Source organism: Flavobacterium denitrificans DSM 15936 (genome assembly GCF_000425445.1).
In the GTDB taxonomy this organism is placed as follows: Bacteria; Bacteroidota; Bacteroidia; order Flavobacteriales; family Flavobacteriaceae; genus Flavobacterium; species Flavobacterium denitrificans.
The window spans coordinates 576,961-602,553 of the sequence record NZ_AUDL01000004.1; the positions used below are offsets into that span (position 1 = coordinate 576,961).

The 25,593-nt window shown below is 34.6% G+C and carries 20 protein-coding genes; 13 read left to right on the forward strand and 7 right to left on the reverse strand.

Annotated elements, in window-relative coordinates:
• Positions 1-320 precede the first annotated feature (320 nt).
• From mnmG to H600_RS0102675, 6 genes are all read left to right on the forward strand, one after another.
• Entirely contained in the window at positions 321-2,192 is a 1,872-nt protein-coding gene (gene mnmG, locus H600_RS0102645; RefSeq protein WP_026727335.1) for a tRNA uridine-5-carboxymethylaminomethyl(34) synthesis enzyme MnmG, read from the forward strand.
• Positions 2,193-2,508: 316 nt separating this feature from the next.
• Positions 2,509-3,357, forward strand: coding sequence for a class I SAM-dependent methyltransferase (locus tag H600_RS0102655; RefSeq protein WP_026727337.1), 849 nt, complete (start codon positions 2,509-2,511; stop codon positions 3,355-3,357).
• Between the two features lie 259 nt (positions 3,358-3,616).
• On the forward strand, positions 3,617-3,916 hold the full coding sequence (locus H600_RS0102660) for a hypothetical protein (protein WP_026727338.1): 300 nt from the start codon (positions 3,617-3,619) through the stop codon (positions 3,914-3,916).
• A gap of 98 nt (positions 3,917-4,014) precedes the next feature.
• Positions 4,015-4,590 carry an OmpH/Skp family outer membrane protein gene (locus H600_RS0102665; protein WP_026727339.1) on the forward strand — a complete coding sequence of 192 codons (576 nt, stop codon included), beginning with the start codon at positions 4,015-4,017 and terminating at the stop codon, positions 4,588-4,590.
• 102 nt (positions 4,591-4,692) lie between these two features.
• Positions 4,693-6,972, forward strand: coding sequence for a helix-turn-helix domain-containing protein (locus H600_RS0102670; RefSeq protein ID WP_026727340.1), 2,280 nt, complete (start codon positions 4,693-4,695; stop codon positions 6,970-6,972).
• A 198-nt stretch (positions 6,973-7,170) separates the two neighbouring features.
• A complete protein-coding gene (locus H600_RS0102675) occupies positions 7,171-7,932 on the forward strand; it encodes a hypothetical protein (protein ID WP_026727341.1) in 762 nt (253 codons plus the stop codon).
• Between the two features lie 36 nt (positions 7,933-7,968).
• Here the strand turns inward: H600_RS0102675 and H600_RS0102680 are convergent, their stop codons facing one another.
• Together H600_RS0102680 and H600_RS0102685 are read right to left on the reverse strand one after the other, a co-directional pair.
• A complete protein-coding gene (locus H600_RS0102680) occupies positions 7,969-8,415 on the reverse strand; it encodes a hypothetical protein (RefSeq protein WP_026727342.1) in 447 nt (148 codons plus the stop codon).
• 127 nt (positions 8,416-8,542) lie between these two features.
• The gene (locus H600_RS0102685) at positions 8,543-9,508 is read right to left on the reverse strand and encodes an HU domain-containing protein (RefSeq protein ID WP_026727343.1); all 966 of its coding nucleotides are present in this window, start codon (positions 9,506-9,508) and stop codon (positions 8,543-8,545) included.
• Positions 9,509-9,746: 238 nt separating this feature from the next.
• On the opposite strand from H600_RS0102685, the gene dprA reads away from it, so the two are divergent.
• The gene (dprA, locus tag H600_RS0102690; protein WP_026727344.1) at positions 9,747-10,847 is read left to right on the forward strand and encodes a DNA-processing protein DprA; all 1,101 of its coding nucleotides are present in this window, start codon (positions 9,747-9,749) and stop codon (positions 10,845-10,847) included.
• A gap of 50 nt (positions 10,848-10,897) precedes the next feature.
• Here the strand turns inward: dprA and trpS are convergent, their stop codons facing one another.
• Positions 10,898-11,872 carry a tryptophan--tRNA ligase gene (trpS, locus tag H600_RS0102695; protein ID WP_026727345.1) on the reverse strand — a complete coding sequence of 325 codons (975 nt, stop codon included), beginning with the start codon at positions 11,870-11,872 and terminating at the stop codon, positions 10,898-10,900.
• Positions 11,873-12,163: 291 nt separating this feature from the next.
• Between trpS and H600_RS0102700 the strand changes: the two genes are divergently transcribed.
• Positions 12,164-12,919, forward strand: coding sequence for a lysophospholipid acyltransferase family protein (locus H600_RS0102700; protein WP_026727346.1), 756 nt, complete (start codon positions 12,164-12,166; stop codon positions 12,917-12,919).
• A gap of 558 nt (positions 12,920-13,477) precedes the next feature.
• Here H600_RS0102700 and recA read toward each other — a convergent pair.
• The 4 genes from recA to H600_RS0102725 form a co-directional block, all read right to left on the reverse strand.
• On the reverse strand, positions 13,478-14,485 hold the full coding sequence (gene recA / locus H600_RS0102710) for a recombinase RecA (RefSeq protein ID WP_026727347.1): 1,008 nt from the start codon (positions 14,483-14,485) through the stop codon (positions 13,478-13,480).
• A 160-nt stretch (positions 14,486-14,645) separates the two neighbouring features.
• Positions 14,646-15,158, reverse strand: coding sequence for an acyl-CoA thioesterase (locus tag H600_RS0102715; RefSeq protein WP_026727348.1), 513 nt, complete (start codon positions 15,156-15,158; stop codon positions 14,646-14,648).
• Positions 15,159-15,252: 94 nt separating this feature from the next.
• Positions 15,253-15,636: a hypothetical protein gene (locus H600_RS0102720; RefSeq protein ID WP_026727349.1), complete on the reverse strand. Its 384-nt coding sequence runs from the start codon at positions 15,634-15,636 to the stop codon at positions 15,253-15,255.
• Between the two features lie 7 nt (positions 15,637-15,643).
• Positions 15,644-16,792: a DNA polymerase III subunit gene (locus H600_RS0102725; RefSeq protein ID WP_026727350.1), complete on the reverse strand. Its 1,149-nt coding sequence runs from the start codon at positions 16,790-16,792 to the stop codon at positions 15,644-15,646.
• A gap of 434 nt (positions 16,793-17,226) precedes the next feature.
• Here H600_RS0102725 and H600_RS0102730 point away from each other — a divergent pair, with 434 nt between their 5' ends.
• The 5 genes from H600_RS0102730 (at position 17,227) to H600_RS0102750 (ending at position 25,470) form a co-directional block, all read left to right on the forward strand.
• Positions 17,227-17,679: a hypothetical protein gene (locus H600_RS0102730; protein WP_026727351.1), complete on the forward strand. Its 453-nt coding sequence runs from the start codon at positions 17,227-17,229 to the stop codon at positions 17,677-17,679.
• A 188-nt stretch (positions 17,680-17,867) separates the two neighbouring features.
• On the forward strand, positions 17,868-19,157 hold the full coding sequence (locus H600_RS0102735; protein ID WP_026727352.1) for a hypothetical protein: 1,290 nt from the start codon (positions 17,868-17,870) through the stop codon (positions 19,155-19,157).
• Positions 19,158-19,254: 97 nt separating this feature from the next.
• On the forward strand, positions 19,255-19,662 hold the full coding sequence (locus H600_RS0102740; RefSeq protein WP_026727353.1) for a hypothetical protein: 408 nt from the start codon (positions 19,255-19,257) through the stop codon (positions 19,660-19,662).
• The gene (sprC, locus tag H600_RS0102745; protein WP_026727354.1) at positions 19,659-21,137 is read left to right on the forward strand and encodes a gliding motility protein SprC; all 1,479 of its coding nucleotides are present in this window, start codon (positions 19,659-19,661) and stop codon (positions 21,135-21,137) included. The genes H600_RS0102740 and sprC overlap by 4 nt, the downstream gene beginning before the upstream one ends.
• A gap of 1 nt (position 21,138) precedes the next feature.
• Positions 21,139-25,470: a PorP/SprF family type IX secretion system membrane protein gene (locus H600_RS0102750; RefSeq protein ID WP_026727355.1), complete on the forward strand. Its 4,332-nt coding sequence runs from the start codon at positions 21,139-21,141 to the stop codon at positions 25,468-25,470.
• The last annotated feature ends 123 nt before the right edge of the window (positions 25,471-25,593 follow it).

Consider the following 25,593-nt stretch of genomic DNA (forward strand, 5'->3'; position numbering starts at 1 on the left):
TTTCTTTTTTGAAATTGTTTTATAAAAAGTGTTTCACGTGGAACATGATAAATAGATTTTAGTTTAGTAAGTTGTTTCACGTGGAACACGTGAGATTTAATTCTGAAGAAAAAGTAGTATTAAAATGTTTCACGTGAAACATCTAGTATTTAGTTTTTGTTTTAGAAGAAGTTGTATGTGTTCCACGTGGAACTTTTAAGTTTGATTTGAAACGTGAAATCTGAAACCTGAAACAAAAAACAGTTCCACGTGGAACAAAAGAAAAATAAAGTTAATTCTGTGAACTGCCTTAAACGGTTTCCAGAGAATAATAAAACAAAATGTTTTTAGAAGAATACGATGTTATTGTAGTTGGTGCTGGTCATGCAGGATCTGAAGCCGCGGCAGCGGCCGCAAATTTAGGATCCAAAACTTTATTGGTTACTATGAGTTTGCAGAACATTGCCCAGATGTCTTGCAACCCTGCGATGGGAGGAATTGCAAAAGGACAAATTGTTCGTGAGATTGATGCGCTTGGTGGTTACTCCGGAATTGTTTCAGATCGAACTGCTATTCAGTTCAAGATGCTGAACAAATCGAAAGGACCTGCGATGTGGTCGCCAAGAGTTCAAAGTGATCGAATGCGTTTTGCTGAAGAATGGAGGTTGATGTTGGAGGGAACTCCAAATTTAGATTTTTACCAAGAAATGGTGAAAGGTCTGATTATCGAGAACGGAAAGATAAAAGGAATTAGAACTTCGCTTGGAGTTGAGATTCGTTCCAAATCGGTTGTGTTGACAAATGGAACTTTTTTGAATGGATTGATTCATATCGGAGAAAAACAATTCGGTGGAGGAAGAGCAGGCGAAAGTGCTGCAACCGGAATTACCGAAGATTTGGTGAATGCGGGTTTCGAAGCCGGAAGAATGAAAACGGGAACGCCACCACGAGTTGATGGTCGTTCTTTGGATTATTCGAAAATGAATGAAGAAAAAGGAGATGCAAAACCGGATAAGTTTTCTTATTCGGATTTAACGGTTCCGTTAACGCATCAAAGATCTTGTCACATGACGTATACAAGTTTGGATGTTCATGATATTTTGAGATCTGGTTTTGATCGTTCGCCAATGTTCAACGGAAGAATAAAAAGTTTAGGTCCGAGATACTGCCCTTCGATAGAAGATAAAATTAATCGTTTTGCAGATAAAGAGCGTCACCAACTTTTTGTTGAACCGGAAGGTTGGAAAACTTGTGAAGTGTATGTAAACGGATTTTCAACTTCGCTTCCAGAGGATATTCAATTTAAAGCTTTGCGTACAGTTGTCGGTTTCGAAAATGTAAAATTTCTTCGTCCGGGTTACGCGATCGAATATGATTATTTTCCGCCAACTCAATTGAAGCATACTTTGGAAACGAAGTTAGTCGAAGGATTATATTTTGCGGGACAGATCAACGGAACAACTGGATATGAAGAAGCAGCTTCGCAAGGTTTGATGGCCGGAATAAATGCGCATTTAAAAGTGCACGAAAAAGCGCCGTTAATTTTAAAACGTGATGAAGCGTATATTGGAGTTTTGATTGACGACTTGATTACGAAAGGAACAGAAGAACCATATCGTATGTTTACATCAAGAGCAGAATATAGAACATTGTTGCGACAAGATAATGCCGATTTCAGATTGACGCCAATGTCATACGAAATTGGTTTGGCTTCTGAAGCAAGAATGCGAAGAATGGAGCACAAATTGAATGAGTCTGAAAAGATGGTTGCTTTCTTTAAAGAAACGAGTGTGACCGTTGCAGAGACAAATCCGATTTTAGTTGAAAAAGAATCGGCACCAATTTCGCAAGGAGATAAAATGTTTAAAGTTTTTTCTCGTCCGCAGATTGAATTGGAGGATATGTTGAAATTCGAAAAAGTAGATTCGTATATCAAAGAAAATAATCTTGATGAAGAAATTGTTGAGCAAGCTGTAATTCAAGTAAAATATTCTGGCTACATCGAAAAGGAAAGAAATAACGCTGATAAACTAAATCGTTTAGAAGAAGTAAAAATTCCAGAGAATTTTGACTACAATAAAATTAAATCAATGTCGATTGAAGCAAAACAAAAATTGAGCAAAATTCGTCCTGTGACAATTTCTCAAGCTTCAAGAATCAGCGGCGTATCACCAAGTGATATTTCGGTGTTGTTGATTTATATGGGAAGATAAAAAAAGGTTTCAAGTTTCAGGTTTCACGTTTTTGTGGAATCTGAAATTTTGTTTTTATTTGTTTTTTGTTCCACGTGAAACTTGAAACCTGAAACAAAAAAGACCTGAAACAAAAATAAATTGTTCCACGTGAAACTTTTTTAAAAGTAGAGCGTTGGAATTTTGAAATTAAAAAATTGATAATCGTAGAGATGGACAGTAGTCCATCTTTTTGCGGTTTGATTGAAAAAATAAAAAATAAATGTTTAGATGAATTTTGATTCAACTTCTACATAAATTCAAACCCGAATTCTATTAAATAACTATTAATTAAAAAATGGACGTTTTAAACAAAAAACATTTTCTAACTGTAAAAGACCATTCTGTTTCAAAAGAAATTTTCGATTTGTATCACGATGAAGATCTTGATATGTTGATTACATCTCCACAACCCGATTTAGAAAATTTAGGAAGATACTACGAAAGCGAAGATTATATTTCGCATACAGATAACAAACGTTCTGTTTTTGAAAAAGCATATCATTTTGTAAAAAGTATCGCTTTAAAAAATAAACTGAATTTAATTAATTCGGAACAATCTCAAAAAGGAAAAATTTTAGACATTGGAGCCGGAACTGGAGATTTTTTGTTGACGGCAAAAAATGACGGTTGGAATGTAATTGGAATTGAACCGAGCGACCGAGCAAAAAATATTGCAAAGCAAAAAGGAATTTCATTTGTTGAAGAAATCAGCGAGCTTGAAAATAATTCTTTTGACGTAATTACGATGTGGCACGTTTTAGAACACGTTCCAAATTTGGAAAATCAAATTGAGGAATTGAAGCGATTATTGAAGCCAACTGGAACATTAATTGTTGCTGTTCCAAATTTCAAATCATTCGACGCAAAACATTACGGAGAATTTTGGGCCGCTTTTGATGTGCCAATTCACTTTTGGCATTTTTCGAAAAAAGCCATTAAAATGCTTTTTGAAAAAGTCGATATGAAATTAGAAAAAGTGCTTCCAATGAAATTTGATTCTTTTTACGTGAGTCTTTTGTCTGAAAAATATAAAACGGGAAAAATGAATTTTATCATGGCTTTTTTCGTTGGATTAAAATCAAATTTGAAAGCGTCAAGTACAAAAGAGTATTCATCGCACATTTATGTCCTAAAAAACAAGTAAAACGCAAAATAAAGCCGTTTTAGAGCCGTTTTCAGTTCAAAGCAGGGTTTCTGTTGTCTTTTTTTAGAAAATCGCTATAAAGCAAGCTATGAAAGCCATTTTTAATAGTGATATTTTATAGTATTTTTTGACTTCATAAAGAAAATCAATGCCATATTTTTGTGGCATTTTTTGTGAATTTTTGCTTCATTTTATGAAATTTTAAATTTTTAAAAAATTCCAAAAAATTCTTTTCAAAAACTGGAAGGAAATTCTAAAATTGAAACATGCAGTTTTGTATCAAATTTCAAATGAAAGAGAAAAAGATAAAAATGGATTTTTTTTAAAAAATTCCGCTTTAAATAAAATTTCATTTCAACATAACTTCAAAAGCCAATCGGAAGCTTATTTTAGCGCTGAAAAGTGTTGGAAACGTAAAATTGGCGTGTTTGCAGGGCTTTTTAAGGTAAAACGAGGGTTTGTGTCTCTTTTTTTTAAAAGGTTTCACTACTCGACACTGCGAAAGCCGTTTTTAATAATGATATTTTATAACATTAAAAAGTTCAATAAAGAAAACTAATATCATAAAATTTTAGCATTTTGTAAAGTTTATGTTGATGCTATTTATTTTTTTATATTTTTGTCTTTCATACCAATAAAAAAAATAGAAATTTAGAAATGAAAAAAGCATTAGTAATTATCGGGCTTTCAATTTTGGCTGTTTCTTGTAATAAAACAGCGGAAGTTAAGGAAGTAAAAACAGCTTACGTAGATACTTCAGTTTTAATGAAAGAATACACTGAAGCGAAAGACCTTGAAGCTAAATACAAAGCTCAGGCAGAGGAAAAAGGAAGACAACTACAAGCTGAAATTACTCGTTTTAAACAAGACGCTGCTAATTTTCAAAGCCAAGCACAGGCAAATGGCCAGCAATGGGCACAACAAAGAGGAGCTGAATTGCAAAAAAGAGAGCAACAATTAGGTTATGCTCAACAAGCTTTATCACAGCAATTACAGCAAGAAAGTGGTGTAGAAATGGACTCTTTAATCAGTGGAGTTAAAAAATTCATCAAAGATTACGGTAAGAAAAACGGTTATGCGTACATCTATGGCACTGGTGATGCAGCGACTGTATTATATGCTGAAGACAAGTATGACATTACAAAAGAAATTGTTAAAGCTTTGAATGACAAATACAAAGCATCTCCAAAAGCTGAAGAAAAACCAGCAGCTAAAGAAGAGGCTAAAAAATAAGACTTCCAAAACTAACTAAACTATGAAAACCTAAATCAGTTGCTGATTTGGGTTTTTTTCTTTTATAAAAATGCGATATTTTTGGCGTTTAATACCTGCCTAATGCAAAACGTTTCAGAAGCTGCTGCTTACACTTTACAATTCATAAATCAGACGCAAAAATCTATTTTTCTTACTGGAAAAGCCGGTACGGGAAAGACGACTCTTTTGCGTGAAATTATTGCTACAACACACAAAAACACTGTGGTTGTGGCGCCCACAGGTATTGCGGCGCTTAATGCTGGCGGTGTTACGATTCACTCGATGTTTCAGTTGCCATTTTCGGCTTTTCTTCCCACTTATGAAGAGAGTTCTCAGTTTACCGAAACTGTGAAATTTGAAAACAAAGAATCGCTTCGACGACATTTCAAAATGAACAATGTGAAGCGAAATGTAATCCGAAATATGGAGCTGCTGATTATTGATGAAGTCAGTATGCTTCGTGCTGATTTGCTGGACGCTATCGACTTTATGATGCAGACAGTTCGCAGAAATACACGTGCTTTTGGAGGTGTTCAAGTGCTTTTTATTGGTGATTTGTTGCAGCTTCCGCCAGTAATTCGGGATGAAGAATGGAGAACTTTGCGGAATTATTATAAGGGAAAATTTTTTTTTCATTCGCATGTAATTCAGCAAAATCCGCCTTTGTATATTGAATTATCTAAGATTTATCGCCAAAGCGATGATGTTTTTATTTCGGTTTTGAATAACCTTCGAAACAATCAAATTTCCAAAGAAGATATTCAAGTTTTGAACCAATATGTGAAACCTGATTTCGATTTAAAAATGAATCCAGGGTATATTACGCTTACGACTCATAATGCCAAAGCAGATACGATCAATGAGCAAGCAATCAGTGATTTGCCCGGAAATGAATTCAGTTTTCAGCCTTTTGTAGTTGGTGATTTTCCAGAAAAAATTTTCCCAGTTGAAGAAAATTTAAAGTTCAAAGTTGGTGCTCAAGTAATGTTCGTAAAGAACGATTTATCTTTTGAAAAAAGATATTTCAACGGAAAAATGGGTGTAATAAAATCGCTTTCTGCTGAAGAAATTTTCGTTCACTTTCCTGAAGAAAATAAAACCATTGAAGTCGAAAAATACGAGTGGAAAAATATTCGATATAAAGTAAATGAACTGACAAAAGAGATCGAAGAAGAAGTTTTAGGCACATTTGCGCATTATCCAATCAAATTGGCATGGGCAATCACGGTGCATAAAAGCCAAGGTTTGACTTTTGAGAAAGCTGCGCTCGACGTATCGCAAGTTTTTTTGCCTGGGCAAGCGTATGTAGCACTTTCTCGTTTAACGTCCTTAAATGGGCTTGTTTTGCTTTCTTCGATGCAAATGAACGGACTTTCGAACGATCAAGATGTCATGGATTATGCTTTGAACAAAGCGACTGAAGATGATTTAAAAAATTCGCTTCATTTTGAAACCAAAAATTTTATTCATAACTATTTGATTAACAGTTTTAATTGGACAGATTTGGCTCAAGAATGGCGAAATCATAGATTTAGTTACAATGAAAATGCTACAAGTTCTGAAAAATCAAAACATTCGGTTTGGGCGCATAAATGCTTGGATTCGATTGAAGGCTTGGTAGATCCTTCGCAGAAATTCATTCTACAACTGAATAAAATTTTTAGCAATCAGACAGTCGATTTAATTTTTGTTAAGGAAAGGGTAGAAGCGGCCTATGATTATTTTTTTAAGCCAATGGATAAATTGGTCACGGATCTTTTAAGTAAGATGGCTGAAATTCAGAAATTTAAAAAAGTAAAAGAGTTTTATGAAGAATTATCTGTTTTGGACGATTTGCAAACCAAGGCAGTTTTGCGCTTAATGAAAGCCAAATTGCTTATGGAAATTGTCGTTTCCCGTGAAACAATCAGCAAAGAAAGCTTGACATCTCCAGCCATTAAAAATTATAAAACAGATAAAATTTCGAGAATTAGAGATGAGTTTAAAATGACCAATACAGACATGTTTCAGGTCGAAGAGCCCCAAATACGTTACTCTTCTAAAAAAGTGGATAAAACGGCCGAAAAAGGATCCAAAAAGACAACTGTTGAAGAAACGCACGAACTGTGGTTGGAGAGAAACTCAATTGAGGATATTGCACGAATTAGAAAAATCACGAAACAAACTGTTGAAACGCATTTGATAAAACTGATCCAAGCCAAGAAAATTGAAATTTCAGAAGTACTTCCTGACGATAAAATCCTGGCGCTTCGGGATGCTTTTGAATTTTACCAAGAAGAATCGCTAGCGCCTTTGAAAGAAAAATATGGTGATGAATTTACTTGGGATGAGCTTAAAATGTTCAAAGCGAGTATTAATTAGTTTTTTATTACACAATCTCATGTTAAACATTATGTAAAATAGAAATTTAAAAATATAAAGAATTCTTGTTTGTATCGCTTGAATTGTTCCACGATAAACAAAATAATGGTGGCTTTAAACATAGAAATGGACTTAATTTAATTTGATTATATTTGATTGTTTTTGTGATAGTTAGTTTTTAATCAAAAATATTTTAAGATGAAAAGAAGCTATTTATTTTTAATTCTATTGGTTTTTATCGGCAATTATATAGCTGCTCAAGAGGTTAGTTCAGAGTCCCAGCTATTTGCAAAGCGATTTATTGAAAACATAAAAGACAATAAAAAAGAAACATTAGCAGATCTGGTTGTGTACCCTCTAAACAGAGAAAACCCGATACCAGATATAATTGACAAAGCCGATTTTATAAAGCGGTACGACGAAGTGTTTGACACTAGTTTTAAAGAAGAAATCATAAAATCTAATCCTTCAAAAAACTGGCATGATATGGGTTTGCGTGGTGTGATGCTTGATAAGGGAAGTATTTGGTTAGATATAGACGGACGCTTGACGGCGGTGAATTATTTATCGAAATTCGAAATTGATTTTAGAAAAGAACTTATTGCTGCACAGAAAAAAGATTTAGATGCAAGTATTGCCTATTTCAAGACGCCAATATGTATTTTGGAAACAGAGAAATTTACCATCAGAATTGATGATCTCAGTAAAAGCAATTATCGTTTTGCATCATGGGCAGCTGGAAAAAAGATGAGTGAAAAGCCTGATTTGATTCTTTACAACGGAAAACTTATTGTAGAAGGCATTGGTGGCAATCATCAATATGAATTTACAAACGACAAGTATACTTACGAATGTGCCATTATTATTTTGGGCGAAGAAAATTCACCCCCGGCGCGATTTACGATATACCAGGGTGGTAAAAAAATACTTTTTCAAGATGCCAAAATTATTTCACAATAAACAAAAAGGCTATTCTATTTTGAATAGCCTTTTTGTTTATAACGTTGATATCACTTTTTCAAGCTCTTTTTGCTGCGTTATTTGCGTTAATTTTAGTTTTTGAATATTCACCTCGTTTTCTTTTGTTTTTAGCCTCTGTTTTGCTATTTCTTCTTCGGATATTGAAGTAGTGGTAATTTTATTTTCCAGTTTTTGATTTTCAATTTCCAGCTTGGTAACTTTATTCTTAGTAGAATTCAAATTGCTTTCAGATTTAACAAGATTTTTCTTTTTCTCCTCAAGAGCATTTAGATTTCTTTTTAATTCCACAATTTTAGCGTCAAGCTTTTTATACATTTCTGCCAATGTTTTTTCATTTTCGATTTCATTATCTTTAACTAGAAGATCCTGTTTTCTTTGATCGATAAGTATTTGTTGTGCAAAAATTGTTTTCGCGTTGAGCATTAGAAGCAGTAAGGTTAGTATTTTGAATGTTTTTCTCATTTTTTATAAAATTTTAAAAAACGAATTTATACTTACAAAAGTTTTAAAACGTAACTTGTAAGTTAATTAAATAACAGAATAAGACAAAAAAAAATCCTATTCAGTTCGAATAGGATTTTTTAGAATTTTATAAGTTTTCGACTAATATCCAGGCATCTGGATTTTCGCCTTTTTGAATTTCTTTTTGAGCTTTTGTCGCTTCAGACATAGTTGCATAGCTTCCGTATAAAACGGGAAATAAACCATGTTTATTTTCGCCTAGCATACGCGCTTTATAACCATCTTTGATCAATTGGTTATAAGCTTTTTTAGCATTTGCCTCACTTCTAAATGCGCCTGCCATGATATGGTAAGGCATTAGTTTTGTTTCTGGAGATTCAACTTTTGCAGAATCAACAGAAAGGGTAACGGCAGGCAAAGGATTTTGGATAAAGAATGTAGCTTCTTGAATTTTATTTTCTACTTTTTTCTGAACTGCAGTTTCTACAACTAATGTTTGAGAATCTATTTGATTTTGATATAAAGGATATCCAATGCTTCCGGTAATTCCAAGTCCTAAAATGAAAATAGCTGCATATTTTAACAAGTGATTTGATGATCTTGACTCTTCATCTTCATGAAGCGCAATCGTTTCTCTTTCAGATATTTCTTCCAGTTTTCGTTCAAAAATTTCTTTCTTCACAATTGGTGAAATAAACGGACTTAATCCGAAAGAACTTGCTAGATAATTCGTTTGATCGTTTGGAGTGAAGACCATATTTTTTTCCGAATTCAAACGAATTTCACCAATGTTTTTTAAACTAATAGTCCCGTCTTCTTCAAGTGTTTTTTTCCAGCTCATAACTTCAAAACCAATAGCGCTTACAGCAAAACCATATGATGTTTTTTCAGCATTTGCTATATGATTAGCTAGCAACCCGTCATTATTTTTTAAATGACTGTTGAAAGAAATTAATTTTTTTGGCGGATAGAACGAATTGGTTTTTTCATTCAACTGCGCCGATTGTGTTTCTGTTAAAAATGCACCAAAGCCTGGAACCGTTACACACTGATAACGATACAATAACTGTCCTATGTAAGTTTCGATTTTCATAGTAACAAAGTTATGGAACGAATATAGTTATCAAAATTTTATTCACAATTTTTATTAACAATTAAGCTTTTTTTATAGACAATTAGTTTTCAGATGTTTATTATTAAATAGTTTTTTTTTGTAGGAGTTGCAATTAGTTAAATTTTTAAATTTATTAAGAAATTACTTTATTTTACTCATATTTGCAGTTTAAAATTATTTTAGTTTTCGATTCTATTTTACATAATATTTTTCAGAAATGTCAGACCAGGAATTATTTTACTTGTTAGCCTTACTCAAAGTGGAGGGAGTAGGTGATATTATGGCAAAAAAACTCTTAACACATTGCGGAAGCGCTGAAGCTGTTTTTAAAACAAAAACAGTTCAAATAGCGGGAATTGATGGGGTTGGTTCTGTATTGCTTAAAAATTTGAAAGACAAAACTGTTTTTGAAAAAGCCGGTCGAGAGCTTGAATTTATTCATGCCGATCAAATTAATGCTTGTTATTTTCAGGATGAAAACTATCCGGAACGTTTGAAACATTGTATCGATTCGCCAGTTTTGATTTTTACTTCGGGAAATATTGATTTAAAAAACAAAAAAATGATCAGTATTGTGGGAACGAGGCAAATAACTTCGTATGGCATTGATTTTTGCAGAAAACTTATTGAAGATCTTGTACCGCTTGATCCTGTTATAGTCAGTGGTTTTGCTTATGGTGTTGATATTGTGGCACATCAATTAGCGTTGGAAAATAATCTTCAAACCATTGGTGTTTTGGCGCACGGATTAAATCAGATTTATCCAAAAACGCACAAAAGGTATATCTCAAAAATGGAAGAAAAAGGTGGATTCATAACTGAATTTTGGAGTTCTTCAAATCCTGATAAAGAGAAATTTGTGCGCAGAAATCGAATTGTTGCCGGTATGACTGAAGCCACAATTGTAATAGAATCTGCTGATAAAGGAGGTTCGCTAATAACGGCAAATTTAGCAAACGATTATAATCGGGAAGTTTTTGCAGTTCCTGGACGTGTTACGGATAGATACAGTCAGGGTTGCAATAACCTCATTAAAACTCAAAAGGCTAATATGTTAACTAGTGCCGCAGATTTGATATATGGATTGAATTGGGATCTTGAAAGCAAGCCGAAATCTATCCAACGACAGCTTTTTGTTGAACTTGCTCCTGATGAAGAAATTATTTATAACTTCTTGATTAAAAGTGGAAAAGAATTATTAGATATTATAGCATTAGAGTGTAATTTCCCGATTTTTAAAATATCAGGAATTCTTTTAAACATGGAGCTTAAAGGTTTAATAAGACCTTTGCCGGGCAAGATGTTTGAAGCTGTTTAGAATGAGAAAAAGCCTAATAAATTAATTTTACTAGGCTTTTTATTTGATTTTTATTTTTCAAATCCAAGAATGTTGCGAACTTTAGATAAAACACCATCTGCTACTATTGAAGCTTTTGAAGCTCCTTTTTTCAATAAGGAGTCCACTTCTTCAAGATTATTTATGTAATAATTGTATTTTTCTCTTTCTGTTTTGAATTTTTCGGTAATTAATTCAAAAAGAGCTTGTTTTGCATGTCCATAACCGTAGTTGCCTCCTAAGTAATTCGCACGCATTTCGGCAATTTGCGTTTCATTTGCTAATAAAGAATAAATTGCAAATGCGTTGCAAGTATCGGGATTTTTAGGATCTTCGAGTGGAGTACTATCTGTTTCAATACTCATAACTTGCTTACGCAATGCTTTGTCATCCAAGAAAATATTGATAATATTATTCGCAGACTTGCTCATTTTACCCCCATTTGTTCCAGGAATTAGCATGATATTTTCTTGAATTTTTGCTTCGGGAAGCACAAAAGTTTCTCCCATTTGGTGGTTAAAACGTGAAGCAACATCTCTAGTGATTTCTAGATGTTGTAACTGATCTTTTCCAACAGGAACAAATTCAGCATCATACAATAAAATATCGGCAGCCATCAACATCGGATAAGTGAAAAGCCCGGCATTGACATCATCTAGACGATCTGATTTGTCTTTGAAGGAGTGTGCCAAAGTCAATCTTTGGTAAGGAAAAAAACAGCTTAAATACCAAGTCAATTCGGCAGTTTGTGTTACATCAGATTGTCTGTAAAAAGTAACTTTATCTGGGTTCAGGCCACATGCAAGCCAAGCGGCCGCTGTGCTATAGGTATTTTCTCTTAATGTTTTGCCGTCTTTGATTTGTGTAATTGAATGCAAATCAGCAATAAACAAATAAGATTCATTAGCAGGATTGTTTGATAACTCAATTGCAGGGATAATTGCTCCCAATAAATTTCCTAAATGCGGGGTTCCTGTACTCTGAACACCAGTAAGTATTTTTGCCATTCTCAATTTTTTCTGAATTGCAAATGTCGTGATGTTTTTTCTAACCGCAAAGCACGTGAAGATTTTACGCAAAACACGCAAAGATTTTTTACAGCATGTTCTTTAAATGAATTAAAAGATACAGCCACAGATTACAAGGATTTCCACAGATTTTAAATCTATTTAATCATTTTATCTGTGACTATAAACTTTGCGAACCTGGCGTAAAATCTTTGTGTGCTTTGCGGTTAAATAATTTGGTGAGACAAATTCTTGTTTAAAATTCATTTCGGTTTTCTTACTTTTGAAGTTATGAAAATATTTAAAATTGCTTTTTGGATTCTTTGGCGCATTTGGTTTTATGTTTTAATGGCCATTCCGATATTGATTATGTTGCCTTTTTTGCTCATTTCTATCATATCAGAGCGTGGATACCCTTATTTTTTTAAAATGGCCCGCATTTGGGCTAAATTTATCCTTTTCGGGATGGGTTTTTACTACAAAGTAAAACGCGAACAAAAGCTTATCAGACATAAAAGCTATATGATTGTCGCCAATCATACGTCAATGACTGATATTATGTTAATGTTGGCGATTATTAGAAATCCTTTTGTTTTTGTAGGGAAGAAAGAATTAGTTAAGATTCCGCTTTTTGGATTTTTTTATAAAAGAACTTGTATTCTTGTAGATCGAAATTCTTCAAAGAGTAAAAATGAAGTTTTCAAAAGAGCACAAAATAGGCTTAATCAAGGACTTAGTATTTGTATTTTCCCTGAAGGAGGTGTTCCAGATGACGAAAGTATTTTGCTGGATGAGTTTAAGGATGGTGCTTTCCGTTTAGCGATTGAGCATCAAATACCAATTGTTCCGATTGTTTTTCCTGATAACAAAGAACGTTTCTCTTATACTTTTTTAAGTGGAAGTCCTGGAAAAATGAGAGCAAAAATTCTTTCTTTTGTTGAAACAAATGGGCTTACGGGTGATCATCGAAAAGAACTTCGCGATCAAGTACGTCAATTGATTTATAATGGATTAATTGATTTTCAGGAAAAAGACTCTAAAAAATAAAAACAGAACCCGACAATCCTTAAGCTCCAGGATGTCGGGTTTTCTTTTGAACTAAAATAACCCCTTATTTTTATTCAAAATCTTATCTGTGAATGATTTTTTCAGAAATAAATCGTAATACTTTTTTAAATTTCAATTTGGTTTTTCTTCGGTTTTTATTGTACAACACTTCTATTTTCTCTTTCATAATTAAAAACATTAAGGATTGATAATATAGAGTTTGGTTAAAACTCAGGTTAGCTTCATAATATAATAGAGAGCTAAAAATTAAAAAGGTTGCGCGAACAGAGAATTTTTTTTAAAAAAAAGAATAAAAACCCGTCAGCACCAAACAAACCAACGGATTTTTATTTAAAACAAATCAACCAAATTCATTCTAGAAATTCGCTAAAGGACACTTATGGCAATGTCTTTTAGATATTATATCTATTATTAAGATGTTATTGTTGTAAAATGGTTGCGTCTTTTTTTGATTTTTTTCAAATAAAAAACCCGACAAAATTTAATCTTGTCGGGTTCTGCTATTTTTTATTCTGTAACCTACAGATTTTTAAATATTTAAGCGTTAGCTAATTCTTTCATATGTTCTTTGATTTTAGCTTCTAATTCATCTGCTAATTCAGGATTGTCTTTAATCAAAGCTTTAACAGCATCACGTCCTTGGCCTAATTTAGTATCACCATAGCTAAACCAAGATCCTGCTTTTTTAACAATATCAAATTCAACCGCTAAGTCAAGAATTTCTCCCGTTTTTGAAACACCTTCTCCGTACATAATGTCGAATTCAGCAGTTTTAAAAGGTGGAGCAACTTTGTTTTTAACGATTTTAACTTTAGTTCTGTTTCCAATTACGTTTTCTCCGTCTTTAATTTGAGCAGAACGACGAATATCTAAACGTACTGAAGCATAGAATTTTAAGGCATTACCTCCCGTGGTAGTTTCAGGATTTCCAAACATTACACCGATTTTCTCTCTCAGCTGGTTGATAAAGAAAACAGTACAGTTTGTTTTGCTGATTGTTCCAGTTAATTTTCTTAAAGCTTGAGACATCAAACGTGCGTGAAGACCCATTTTTGAATCTCCCATTTCGCCTTCAATTTCACTTTTTGGAGTCAAAGCAGCAACCGAGTCAATTACTACGATATCGATAGCTCCAGAACGAATCAAGTTTTCGGCGATTTCTAAAGCCTGTTCTCCATTATCTGGTTGAGAAATGATTAAGTTTTCGATATCAACGCCTAATTTTTCAGCATAATTTCTATCGAAAGCGTGCTCAGCATCTATAAAAGCGGCAATTCCGCCTGCTTTTTGAGCTTCGGCAATTGCATGTAAAGTTAAAGTGGTTTTACCCGAAGATTCTGGTCCGTAAATTTCAATAATTCTTCCTTTTGGATATCCATTTACTCCAAGAGCCAAATCAACACCAAGTGAGCCAGAAGAAATCGTTTCTACCTCCACAATGGCTCTGTCGCCCATTTTCATTACGGTTCCTTTTCCGTAGGTTTTGTCAAGTTTATCAAGCGTTAGTTGTAACGCTTTTAATTTGGCTTCTTTGTCTGAACTCATATCTTTTTAAATTATCTTAATTGTTATTTTTTTGCATTTAAAGCGTAAACCAAAAGTAAGAAATAACTTTCTTATTATTATTTATCTGACTTGTAAATTGCAAAACTACTTCTTTTTTTTGGAGTTTGGTTGTCACAAATTGTTACAAATTGCTACAATTTTACTCTATAAATAATGCCTTTAGTTCTGTTGCATCAGAAGGCTTCATTTTTCCTGCAAGCACTAAACTCAACTGTTTACGACGCAAGGCAGCATCAAAACGCTGAATTTCAAGTTCCGTTTCTGGAATAATTGCTGGAACTTCTACCGGTCTTCCAGTGTCATCAACAGCGACAAAAGTGTAAATTGCTTCATTCGCTTTTGTTCTGCTTCCAGACTCGCGGTCTTCTACCCAAACGTCAATAAAAACTTCCATTGAACTTTTGAAAGATCTTGAAACTTTTGCTTCGACTGTAACGACACTTCCTAATGAAATGGCTCTGTTAAAAGCAACGTGATTTACAGAAGCAGTCACTACAATTCGGCGTGAATGTCTGCGGGCTGCAATACTTGCAGCGCGATCCATTCGGGCTAATAATTCACCGCCAAAAAGATTGTTTAAAGGATTTGTTTCGCTCGGTAAAACTAAATCTGTTAAAATAGTTATGGATTCTGAAGGGTGTTTTGCATTCATTTTTTTAATAATAAATTTGTTTTTGCCACTCCCGATAGCTATCGGGATCACAGATTAAAATGATTAGTGGCTTATTTTTAAATAAGGCTGATTTTTAATTCAGCCAGTAAACTGCCATTACGGCTGGGATAAAATAGATCACAATGGTTCTTGCACCATCATAATCTTTAGCTAATCTTTGTCCAAAAAGCATCATTAACAGACTGATGCAAGAAAAAATTGCACCGTAAAAACCAAATTCTCTGCCACTATTTAATAATAGCTGAATGGCACCAACAACGGATAAAATCCCAGAAATAAGTTCTAAAATTAAAAGATGCAATAAGGCAAGAGGTACTTGATTTTTTAGTGGTGTATTGGCAAAATGACCTTTTAGCCATTCGACATTATCTTTCCAATAAAATATCTTTTCGTATGCTGATTGTAAAAACGTTATGGCCAAAAACGCCAAAATTAAGATAGAGGCAACATTATTCATTTTGAAACTATTTTTTATGAATTAAACGAGTAAGTTTGATTGATAAATCGGTTAAAATTATTTTTGCATTTCCGTTTCTTTCAATGTGATACATCGCATCTGAAAGTTCTTTAAAAATTTCATGAATGTTATTTCCGTTTACAAAAGGCGCAAAATTTTCGAGTTTGAACTTGTCAACTTTTGGCTCGATATAAACTAAACTTGGGGTTTGGTAATTCAGCAATAATGCCTGACGAAACATTTCTATACAGAATTGAATGAATTTTTTTTGACTTTCGCGACCAAGACCTGCAATTTCTTCACTCCAGGAAATCAAGTCCTGAATGGCGGCCGCATTTCCTTTTGCTCTAAAAGCGGCGCGTACCCAATTCACAAACCATTGTTCAAATGGGTATTCAGAATCATCTTCTTTCACTAAATGCATTGCTTTGTTGAAATTTCCCTGAGCCTGATGCGCGATTTTTTTTGCCAAATTTGGATCTACATTTTCTCGTGCAACTAATGCATCGGCAATTACTTTTTCAGGAAGTCCGTTAAAGTGAATTACCTGACAACGAGATCGTATGGTTTGAATAATATCTTCTTCGTTTTCAGAAATCAGAATAAAAATAGTTTTATCCGAAGGCTCTTCTAGAAGTTTCAATAATTTGTTGGATGCGGCGATATTCATTTTATCGGCCATCCAAATAATCATGATTTTATAACCGCCTTCATAGGATTTTAACGAAAGTGATTTTAAAACTTCCTGCGCATCTTCGACTCTAATTTCACCCTGTTTGTTTTGAACGCCTAAAATTTTGTACCAGTCAAACAAACCTCCGTAAGGCATTTCCTGAATAAATGTTCGCCAATCTTGAATAAAGTCTAAACTTTTTGGTTTGGTTTTGACATCTTCAGTTGTAACTGTTGGGTAAATAAAATGCAAATCAGGATGCGAGATGTTTTGGAATTTTAAATTACAAGAATCATTTCCATTTTCGTTTTCATTGCCTGTGTTATTGCATAAAATATATTGGGCATAAGCAATTGCAGTAGACAAGGTTCCGCTTCCTTCTGGCCCAATAAATAATTGTGCATGTGGAATTCGTCCTGATGATGCACTTTTTATCAAGTGACTTTTGATATAATCTTGACCTAAAATTTGAGAAAATTGCATGAAGCAAAGATATAAGAAAATGATGTAGTCAAAAATTTTAGATTAAAAGATTATGAGTTGAATTTGGATCTTTATTTTGAGAGTGTTTTTTTTTTTAAACGCGATAAGGTGTCAACTTATTTTTGTTAATAAATTACTTCACGCGAGCAGATATGAAGACTTTTTTGTTAATATTTTTTTGTCAAAAACGATAAACGTAACTTTATTTTAGTTATTTAAGGATAATAATTCAAGGATTTTTATAGCTATTATCTTACGGTTTTGATTTTAACAAATTTAACAAAACCCTCGTTAAAACGCACATTTTCTCGACATACGACTGGTTTTTAAGGTTTTTTTAAGTTTTTTTTTTGAAAAAACAAATCAATAAAGTTGCGATTTAAGTTAATTTATATATTTTTGTTTTCATCAACAACCAATTATAAATAGAATCTATGAAAGGGAAAATTATTTTATTAAGTACACTTTTTTTCTTGACAACTGCGGCTGTTTCAGCACAGGCAAAAAATGCTCCAAGAAGTATTATTAGTACAACAGCTCTTATCAGAAAATACCATGATCAAAAAGAATTGAGCGGTATGCAAAAAGGAGAACTTTTGGAATTATACATCGAGCGTATTAAAGTTTTAGTGAAAACCCTTCCTTACATTGCTTTGGTTACAAAACCAGGTGTTACTATGGCCGACTTAGGTATTCCAGACGATAGCGAACACAAAAAAGTATTAGACAATCAAGCAGTAGGTACTACAACTTTCTTAGATACAACTGTTGATTTCCAAAGAAAGATGATGCCTTATTCAGATAAAGGAAACTTGATTGCGGCAATTTTATTTTACGAAAGCACATTGAAATCATTACACGAGTTCAACGATTTGAATGAAATGTAATAAATAATATATTTTTAAAACCTCTTTTGGCTTGTTTTCGTAGATGATTTAGATTTTCGAAAAACATTTTAAAAGAAGGATAAAAAATAACTCGTTCTCGATGTGTTCTGATATTTCAGAAAAAATCGAGATGAGTTTTTTCATTTACGCATACCCAAATTTATTATTAACCCTAATACCCCCTTATCATGAAAAAAATTACTCAAATGATCTGCGTTCTTTTGACAGTTACTAGTATGAGTGCTCAGCAAGAGAAAGGAATTATGGGCTACAACAATTGGTTGAATAACTGGACCGAATTTAAGCCTAACAAAGTAGAGTATGGAGAAGCAAATCAAATTTTAGCAGGAAACATTTCTGTTAACACTAAATTGCTGAAGAAGAATGTGTATGTTTTACAAGGCAACGTTTATGTTACAAACAACGCAGTATTAACAATCGAACCAGGAACTTTAATTATTGGTGATTTCGAAACAAAAGGAACATTGGTAGTTACAAAAGGTGCACAAATTATTGCTGACGGTTTAGAAACTGATCCAATCGTATTTACTTCAAACCGTAGCCAGAAAAAAGCTGGAGATTGGGGTGGTGTTGTACTTCTTGGTGACGCTCCAATCAATAAATTTGGAAACGTTGGTTCTTACAACATGGATCTTGACCCAACACTTACTACTTATGGAGGTGATAATGTAAACGGGAATTCAGGTATTTTGAGATTTGTTAGAATCGAATTTGCAGGAAAAAAAGTTAAAGGTTTAGATACTTTCAATGGTTTAACTATTGCAGGTGTTGGCGCTAAAACTGTTTTAGATAACATTATGGTAAGCTACTCTGGTGGTGATTCATTTGCTTTCTTCGGAGGTGATGTAAATGCTACTAAATTAGTTTCTTACAAATCAATCAACGACGATTATAAATTTACTCAAGGTGTTCAATGCCGTTTATTTAACTCATTGGCAGTTAGATCATCTTATTTATCAAGTAACAAAGATGGATCTCGTTGTATGGAGGTAAAATCATTCGAAAAGAAAAGCGAAACAGATTTTACTAAAAAAACAACCCTTGTTGTTGCAACAAACATGACAATGTTGAATGACAGTGATAATATCAAAGCTGATATTCAAGCAGGTTTAGTAAAAGAGGCAATTTATGTTGCTGAGACTGCAGCTCTTGAAATGAAGCGTAGTGTAATCTCTGGATTCAACCCGGCCGTTCTATTGGACAGTAAAACGGAAATCAATGAAGTTAATCTTAAAAAAATCAAATTTGAGGAAATGTACTTTAACTTATGTAATGGAAACATCTTTACAGAGTACAATACAAACAATGAAGATTTAGAGAGTTGGTATGGAAACCCAGTGTTCTTTAACGTGATGTCACAAAGTGACAACAAAGAAACTTTCATTGATATTTACAATCCTAAGAAACCAGATTTCAGATTACAATTAGGAAAAATTACAGCGTCTAGCGGAAAATAGATAAGTTTAGATTTTTATTTCAGAGCGTAAATTTTATTAATAAAGTCCCCAGACACAATTTATGTCAGTCTCGTGACCAAATAAAGATCAGAACATAATGGCCCCATCTATAAAAAAATATTTTATTTATATTATATTTTTGGTTTCGCCTATTGCAGTTTTAAAAGCACAAAGTAAATCAGGAAATACTTCTGATACTACTGGCATTGCATTGGCATGTAATAACCAAAAAACAGAAACGGCTGATAAAACAGTTATCAGCAAATTAGATAATTCTAATCAGTTAGCAGTAGAGCTATCCATCCCCAAGGATAGCTTTGCTATAGCTAGTGAAGCGAATGATCAGCAAACTACTTCTGAGTGCAAAGAAAATTCATCAATTACTGCTTCTTATTCTGTTCTTGCGAAGGACATTATTGAGAACTATAAATATGATTTTTCTGAAACATTCATTGATATTTTGTTTTTTGAAAATATAGACTTAGCAAGAACAAGAACTATATGATTCAGAAAACTACGCTATCTGTAATCCGATTTATTCTTTTTTTTAGTATTTTTTTATGTACTAAAACAAATAGCTATGCCCAAACAATAGTGCCTCAGCAGCTTGGTTATCCAAGAATTTGTGCTGGGCTTATTGTTGATGGCAAGCCTTTTAATGAATATAACGCAACTTTTAGCTACGTTGATTTTCCTGCTGGAACTACTTTTGAAGTAGAGCTTTCAGACGATTTAGGAAGTTTCACAACTCCAACCGCTACTACCAAAATTTCATTTACAGACAATCCGGCATTACAACAACAGACTATAAAATTTGCGGTTCCAACTAATTTGAAGGGATCTGATGTTTATAGCATGCGCATAAAAAGTAGTACTGGTAAAACTAGTTTGAGCTTTAAAAACTCACAAGGTGTAACGTCTTTCCCTATTTACTACAGAACTTACGTCGAGACATTTTTTATTAATAATAAATTGTCGACAGCCACAATTTGTACAGGCGGAAGCTTGAGTTTGGAAATTTATAATCCAACTCCAACTGATGTTCCTTCTTCACCAGCAAACTACCCAAATCTTAAATACAAATGGTTTAAAGATGATGTTGCAATTGCAGGACAAAGCGGTAAAACGTTATTAGTAAACGCCCCTGGTGTTTATTATGCACAAATTGATTACGGAGGATGTAATGACGAGAATTTTAGTTCAAACCGAGTTACCGTTAGTTCATCTGCTTCAGGTACTGCTGTTACTATCGATTCAAGCTTAGGAAATCCATTTTGCTCAAGCGGATCAGGAACTGTTTTGACTGCAACTGCTGGAAATAGTTACGTTTGGAAAAAAAATGGAACTGTAATCACTGGAGCTACAAGCCGTAGTTATTCTACAAACGAATCAGCTGTTTATACGGTAGATGTTGATTTTGGAGGATGTAAATCAACAGGAACAATAGATCTTAAAGGAAATGGCTTTACAGCATCATTAAATGTCCCAGCAACCAACGTTATTTCCCCAGACGAAACATTAAGTGTTACGGTGACTACAAATGCAGTTAACCCAACTTTCCAGTGGTATCTTGGAAACAATGTAATTGCAGGAGCAAATACTAATACCTATTTGGTTGCAGCGCGTGGAAATTATAAAGTAAAAGTAAGTCAGGCAACAGGATGTGTTGTGGAGCAAGAATTGCCTTTTGCAGTAAGCTATGATAGTAATCCAGTAACTTCTGTAGAAAAAATTGCGAATATTATAAGCTTGAGCAGTTATCCGTATGACGTATGGGATATTCCGAGTGAATATAAAAACCCTGAAACTAGTGTTAAAATAATTAGTTCAAACGGAGACATGGTTCTTGATGTTGTCAACTATCAAGGCGACTGGCCCCCGTCTGGATCAATTGATATTAAAAATGTAAATCCAGTATATTACTATGTCATTCAATCAGGGACAGGTGAAAAAAAAGGATCAATAACTCTGATAAAATAAAATGAAGAAAATCCTACTATTCATAACTTTATTTTACGGTTTTTCAAATGTACTCTATTCTCAAGATACACAATCTGAGGATGGAGTTGTTTCGTTTTCGTTGCCTATCAGAAATTCTTTAAAGTTCAATAGATATATAATCAACCCGACTTTCAGCTTTGTGCGCGAATCAAATCCGTATGTAAGCTTTTATAACAAAAGACAATGGGTTTCATTTGATGATGCGCCAAATACGTATTTATTTGGTTATTCTGGTCGTTTCAGAGAGAATGAAGCTTTTGCTTTCGGATTATTTCAACAAAATTATGGTGTTTTTACTGTTTTTGGAGGAGTAGCCAACTTTGCTCATAATATCGTTTTGCAAGAGGACAGCAATTTGACATTTGGTCTTAACGTTGGTGCATACCAAAGTGGTTTAAACAAAGGTAAAATTGTTTCAAATGATCCAAATCTTCCTATTGACAATATTCAGTCAAATACTTTGCTTACAGTAAATCCAGGAATTAACTACGGTACAGCATTTCTTGATTTTGGTTTATCGATCAACAACTTGATTCTGTACAATTTTGGATCTGGAATGGTTAAAGATGATCCAGAAAGAGCAATAGAATTGCATGCTATGTACACAGGTTATTTAGATAGCTACGGATTTTTTGATAGAAGCAAATTTTCGGGAATTATTAAAACAGAAATCAAACAAGATAAAACCGTTTTATCTGGACTTGCTATGATTGCAATTCCGCAAGGAGTTTGGGCACAGGCAGGATACAATACTTTATATGGAGTTTCAGCAGGTTTAGGTGTCAATATTTCACCAAGCATTGCTATCGAATATAATTACGAAAGAGGTTTTGGCAATTTTACAAATTTGGGAGGTTCTCATGAGTTTGCAATTGCATATAAGTTCAAAAGTAAAAACTACTATTATGGCGATGATGATGAAGGTTCGCTTATTGATCCTTCAAAACCAAAACCTGTTATGGCTAAAAAAACTGCATCGACTGCTCCTGTTACAAGGGTAGATGGTGCTGAAAAAGCAAGATTAGCCGCAGAAGCAAAAGCAATCGCTGATGCAGAAGCAAAACAAGCGAGACTTGCAGCTGCTGAAAAAGCAAAAGCAGATGCTGAAGCAGCAACAAAAGCAAAATTAGAAGCAGATAATAAAGCTAAGGCAGATGCTGAAGCATTGAAACTTAAATTGGCTGCCGAAGCAAAAGCAAAAGCTGACGCCGCGGCTGCAACAAGAGCACAAACTGCAACAGCAAATAGAGCAGTTGCCGCAACGCAAAAAACACAAGCTCAATTAGCAGCAGATAAAGCTAGAGCTGATGCAGAAGCTCGCCGAGTACAATTGGCTGCTGATAATAAAGCACGTGTAGACGCTGCCGCTGCCGCAAGAGCACAAGCTGCCGCTAACAAGCCAGCAGCAATTGCAGCAAAAACACCTGCACAATTAGCTGCTGATAAGGCAAAAGCTGATGCAGAAGCAATGAAATTAAAATTAGCGGCAGATGCAAAAGCAAAAGCTGATGCAGAGGCGGCAAAAGCTAAAACAACTGATGCACCACAAAAAACACCTGCACAATTGGCGGCAGATAAAGCTAAGGCTGATGCAGAAGCATTAAAAATTAAGTTAGCCGCTGATGCAAAAGCAAAAGCGGACGCAGCAGAAGCGAAGAGAAAAGCCGATGCAAAAGCGAAGGCAGAAGCAGCAGACTTACAATCGATCTTAGCAGCAGATGCAAAAGCAAAAGCTGATTCAGATGCATATCAAGCAAGGTTAGCCGCTGAAGCGAAGGCAAAAGCAGCAGCAGAAGCTAAAACAAAAGCAGCGATCGATGCGGCAAATAGAGCAAAAGCTGCGGCGGATCTTAAAGCGAAACAAGCTGCAGAAGCGGCACAAAAAGAAAAATTAGCCGCGGAAGCAAAAGCAAAAGCCGATGCTGAAGCAAGACAAGCATTAATTGCTGCAGAAGCAAAAGCGAAAGCAGATGCTGAAGCATTAAAAATAAAACAAGCTGCTGACAAAGCAAAAGCTGAAGAAGAAGCAAAACAAGCAAAATTAGCAGCCGACGCAAAAGCAAAAGCCGATGCAGAAGCTTTACAAGCAAAATTAGCTGCTGACGCGAAGGCTAAGGCTGACGCAGAAGCTCTTCAAGCAAAATTAGCTGCTGAAGCAAAAGCTAAGGCAGATATGGAAGCTTTACAAGCAAAATTGATTGCTGATGCAAGGGTTAAAGCCGATGCCGAAGCAACTGCTAAAGCGAAAGCCGATGCCGAAGCAAAACAATTAAAAGAAGCAGAAGAAGCACGTCAAGCAAAATTAGCGGCTGAAACAAAAGCAAAAGCTGATGCTGAAGCTCTTAAAGCGAAACAAGCTGCCGAAGCAAAAGCAAAAGCAGATGAAGAAGCTCGTCAAGCACAGTTAGCTGCAGAAGCGAAAGCAAAAGCAGATGCTGAAGCACTTCAAGCGAAACTTGTTGCTGATGCTAAAGCTAAAGCTGATGCAGAAGCTCTTAAAGCAAAACAAGCAGCTGAAGAAAAAGCTAGAGTGGAGGAAGAAGCTCGTCAAGCAAAATTAGCCGCAGAAGCAAAAGCAAAAGCTGATGCAGAAGCACTTCAAGCAAAACTTGCAGCTGATGCTAAAGCTAAAGCTGATATGGAGGCGTTACAAGCTAAATTACTTGCAGATGCTAAAGTTAAAGCCGATGCCGAAGCAACTGCAAAAGCAAAAGCGGATGCCGAAGCAAAACAATTGAAAGAAGCAGAAGAGGCCCGTCAAGCGAAACTTGCTGCTGAAGCAAAAGCGAAAGCTGACGCAGAGGCTTTACAAGCAAAACAAGCAGCTGAAGCTAAAGCAAAAGCTGATGAAGAAGCACGTCAAGCGAAATTAGCAGCAGACGCAAAAGCTAAGGCAGATGCAGAGGCACTTCAAGCGAAACTTGCTGCTGAAGCAAAAGCGAAAGCCGACGCAGAGGCATTACAAGCAAAACAAGCGGCTGAGGCAAAAGCAAAAGCTGATGAAGAAGCACGTCAAGCAAAATTAGCAGCTGATGCGAAAGCTAAGGCAGATGCAGAAGCTTTAAAATTAAGACTTGCTGCAGAAGCGAAAGCAAAAGCCGATGCAGAAGCGTTACAAGCGAAACAAGCAGCTGAGGAGAAAGCCAGAATTGAAGAAGAAGCTCATCAAGCGAAATTAGCGGCAGATGCAAAAGCAAAAGCCGACGCAGAGGCATTAAAATTGAAACTAGCAGCTGACGCAAAAGCTAAAGCCGATGCAGAAGCACTCCAAGTAAAATTAGCAGCAGACGCAAAAGCAAAAGCAGACGCAGAAGCATTACAAGCGAAACAAGCAGCTGAGGAGAAAGCTAGAATCGAAGAAGAAGCACGCCAAGCAAAATTAGCGGCAGATGCAAAAGCAAAAGCGGATGCAGAGGCAGCAGCATTAGCAGCGGCAGCTCAGAAAGATGAAGCAGCAAAAGCAATAGATAATTTAACAGAATCATTAGAAGCTTCAAGCAAAAATCAAAGTGATTTATTGGCTCAGTTTAATGCAACAGTTGCCAACAAACAAAAAGATTTGAATGACTTGAGAGAGGAAAATGATTTAAGTGAAAAAGGAATTTATAGAGAACCAAAACCATTCAAAAGTGTAGCGGCAGAAAATAGTCAGTTAGAAGCTTTGAAAGCAAATATTGCCGAAGCAAACAGACTTCAAAAAGACGAGATTGCTAAGTTGACGAATTTGTATAACGAAAGACTTAAAAAGGTTCCGAATAAAAATGATGCTTTAAACAAAGCTTATCTAGAAAAGATAAATCAGTTGAAAGCAGCTCAGTTAAAAATGGAAACTGACAGTGCAGCATTATTAGCCAATTTAGAGCGTATCAAAGCTGAAACTGAAATCGAGAAAAAACGTAGAATTAAGCGTGCAGCTTATGAAAATGATCAAGGAAGATATAACCAAGATCTAGCAGCTCTTAAACGTATCAAGGAAACTACTAAAATTAGCAGTACGCCTTTAACAGCAAGTGATTTTGATTTTGGTGAAGACCAGTCAAATATGCAGATCATCAAGAACATCAAAAATTCTGAAAGTGGATATTACATGATTGTTGCCGTTCATAGCAGTGTTGAGAAGAGAGATGAGTTCCTTACAAAAGCAGTAGCAGCAGGACGCTCAGACATTAATTTCTTCTATAATATAGCTACAAGCAAATATTATATCTATTACGAGAAATATGAAGGTTTACAAGAAGCGACTAAAGCATTAGAAGCAAAAGGAAATAAGCCTTACAACGGCAAAATGGCCATCGTAAAAGTGGAGAATTAATAAAGAGATAAATAAGTTAAGCACCTTATTTTTTTTAAGGTGCTCGTTAAAAATAAATAATTTAAAGCGGCAAAAAATAATCGCTAATGCCCCTTAGAGATTAAAAAGCCACAAAATTAAATA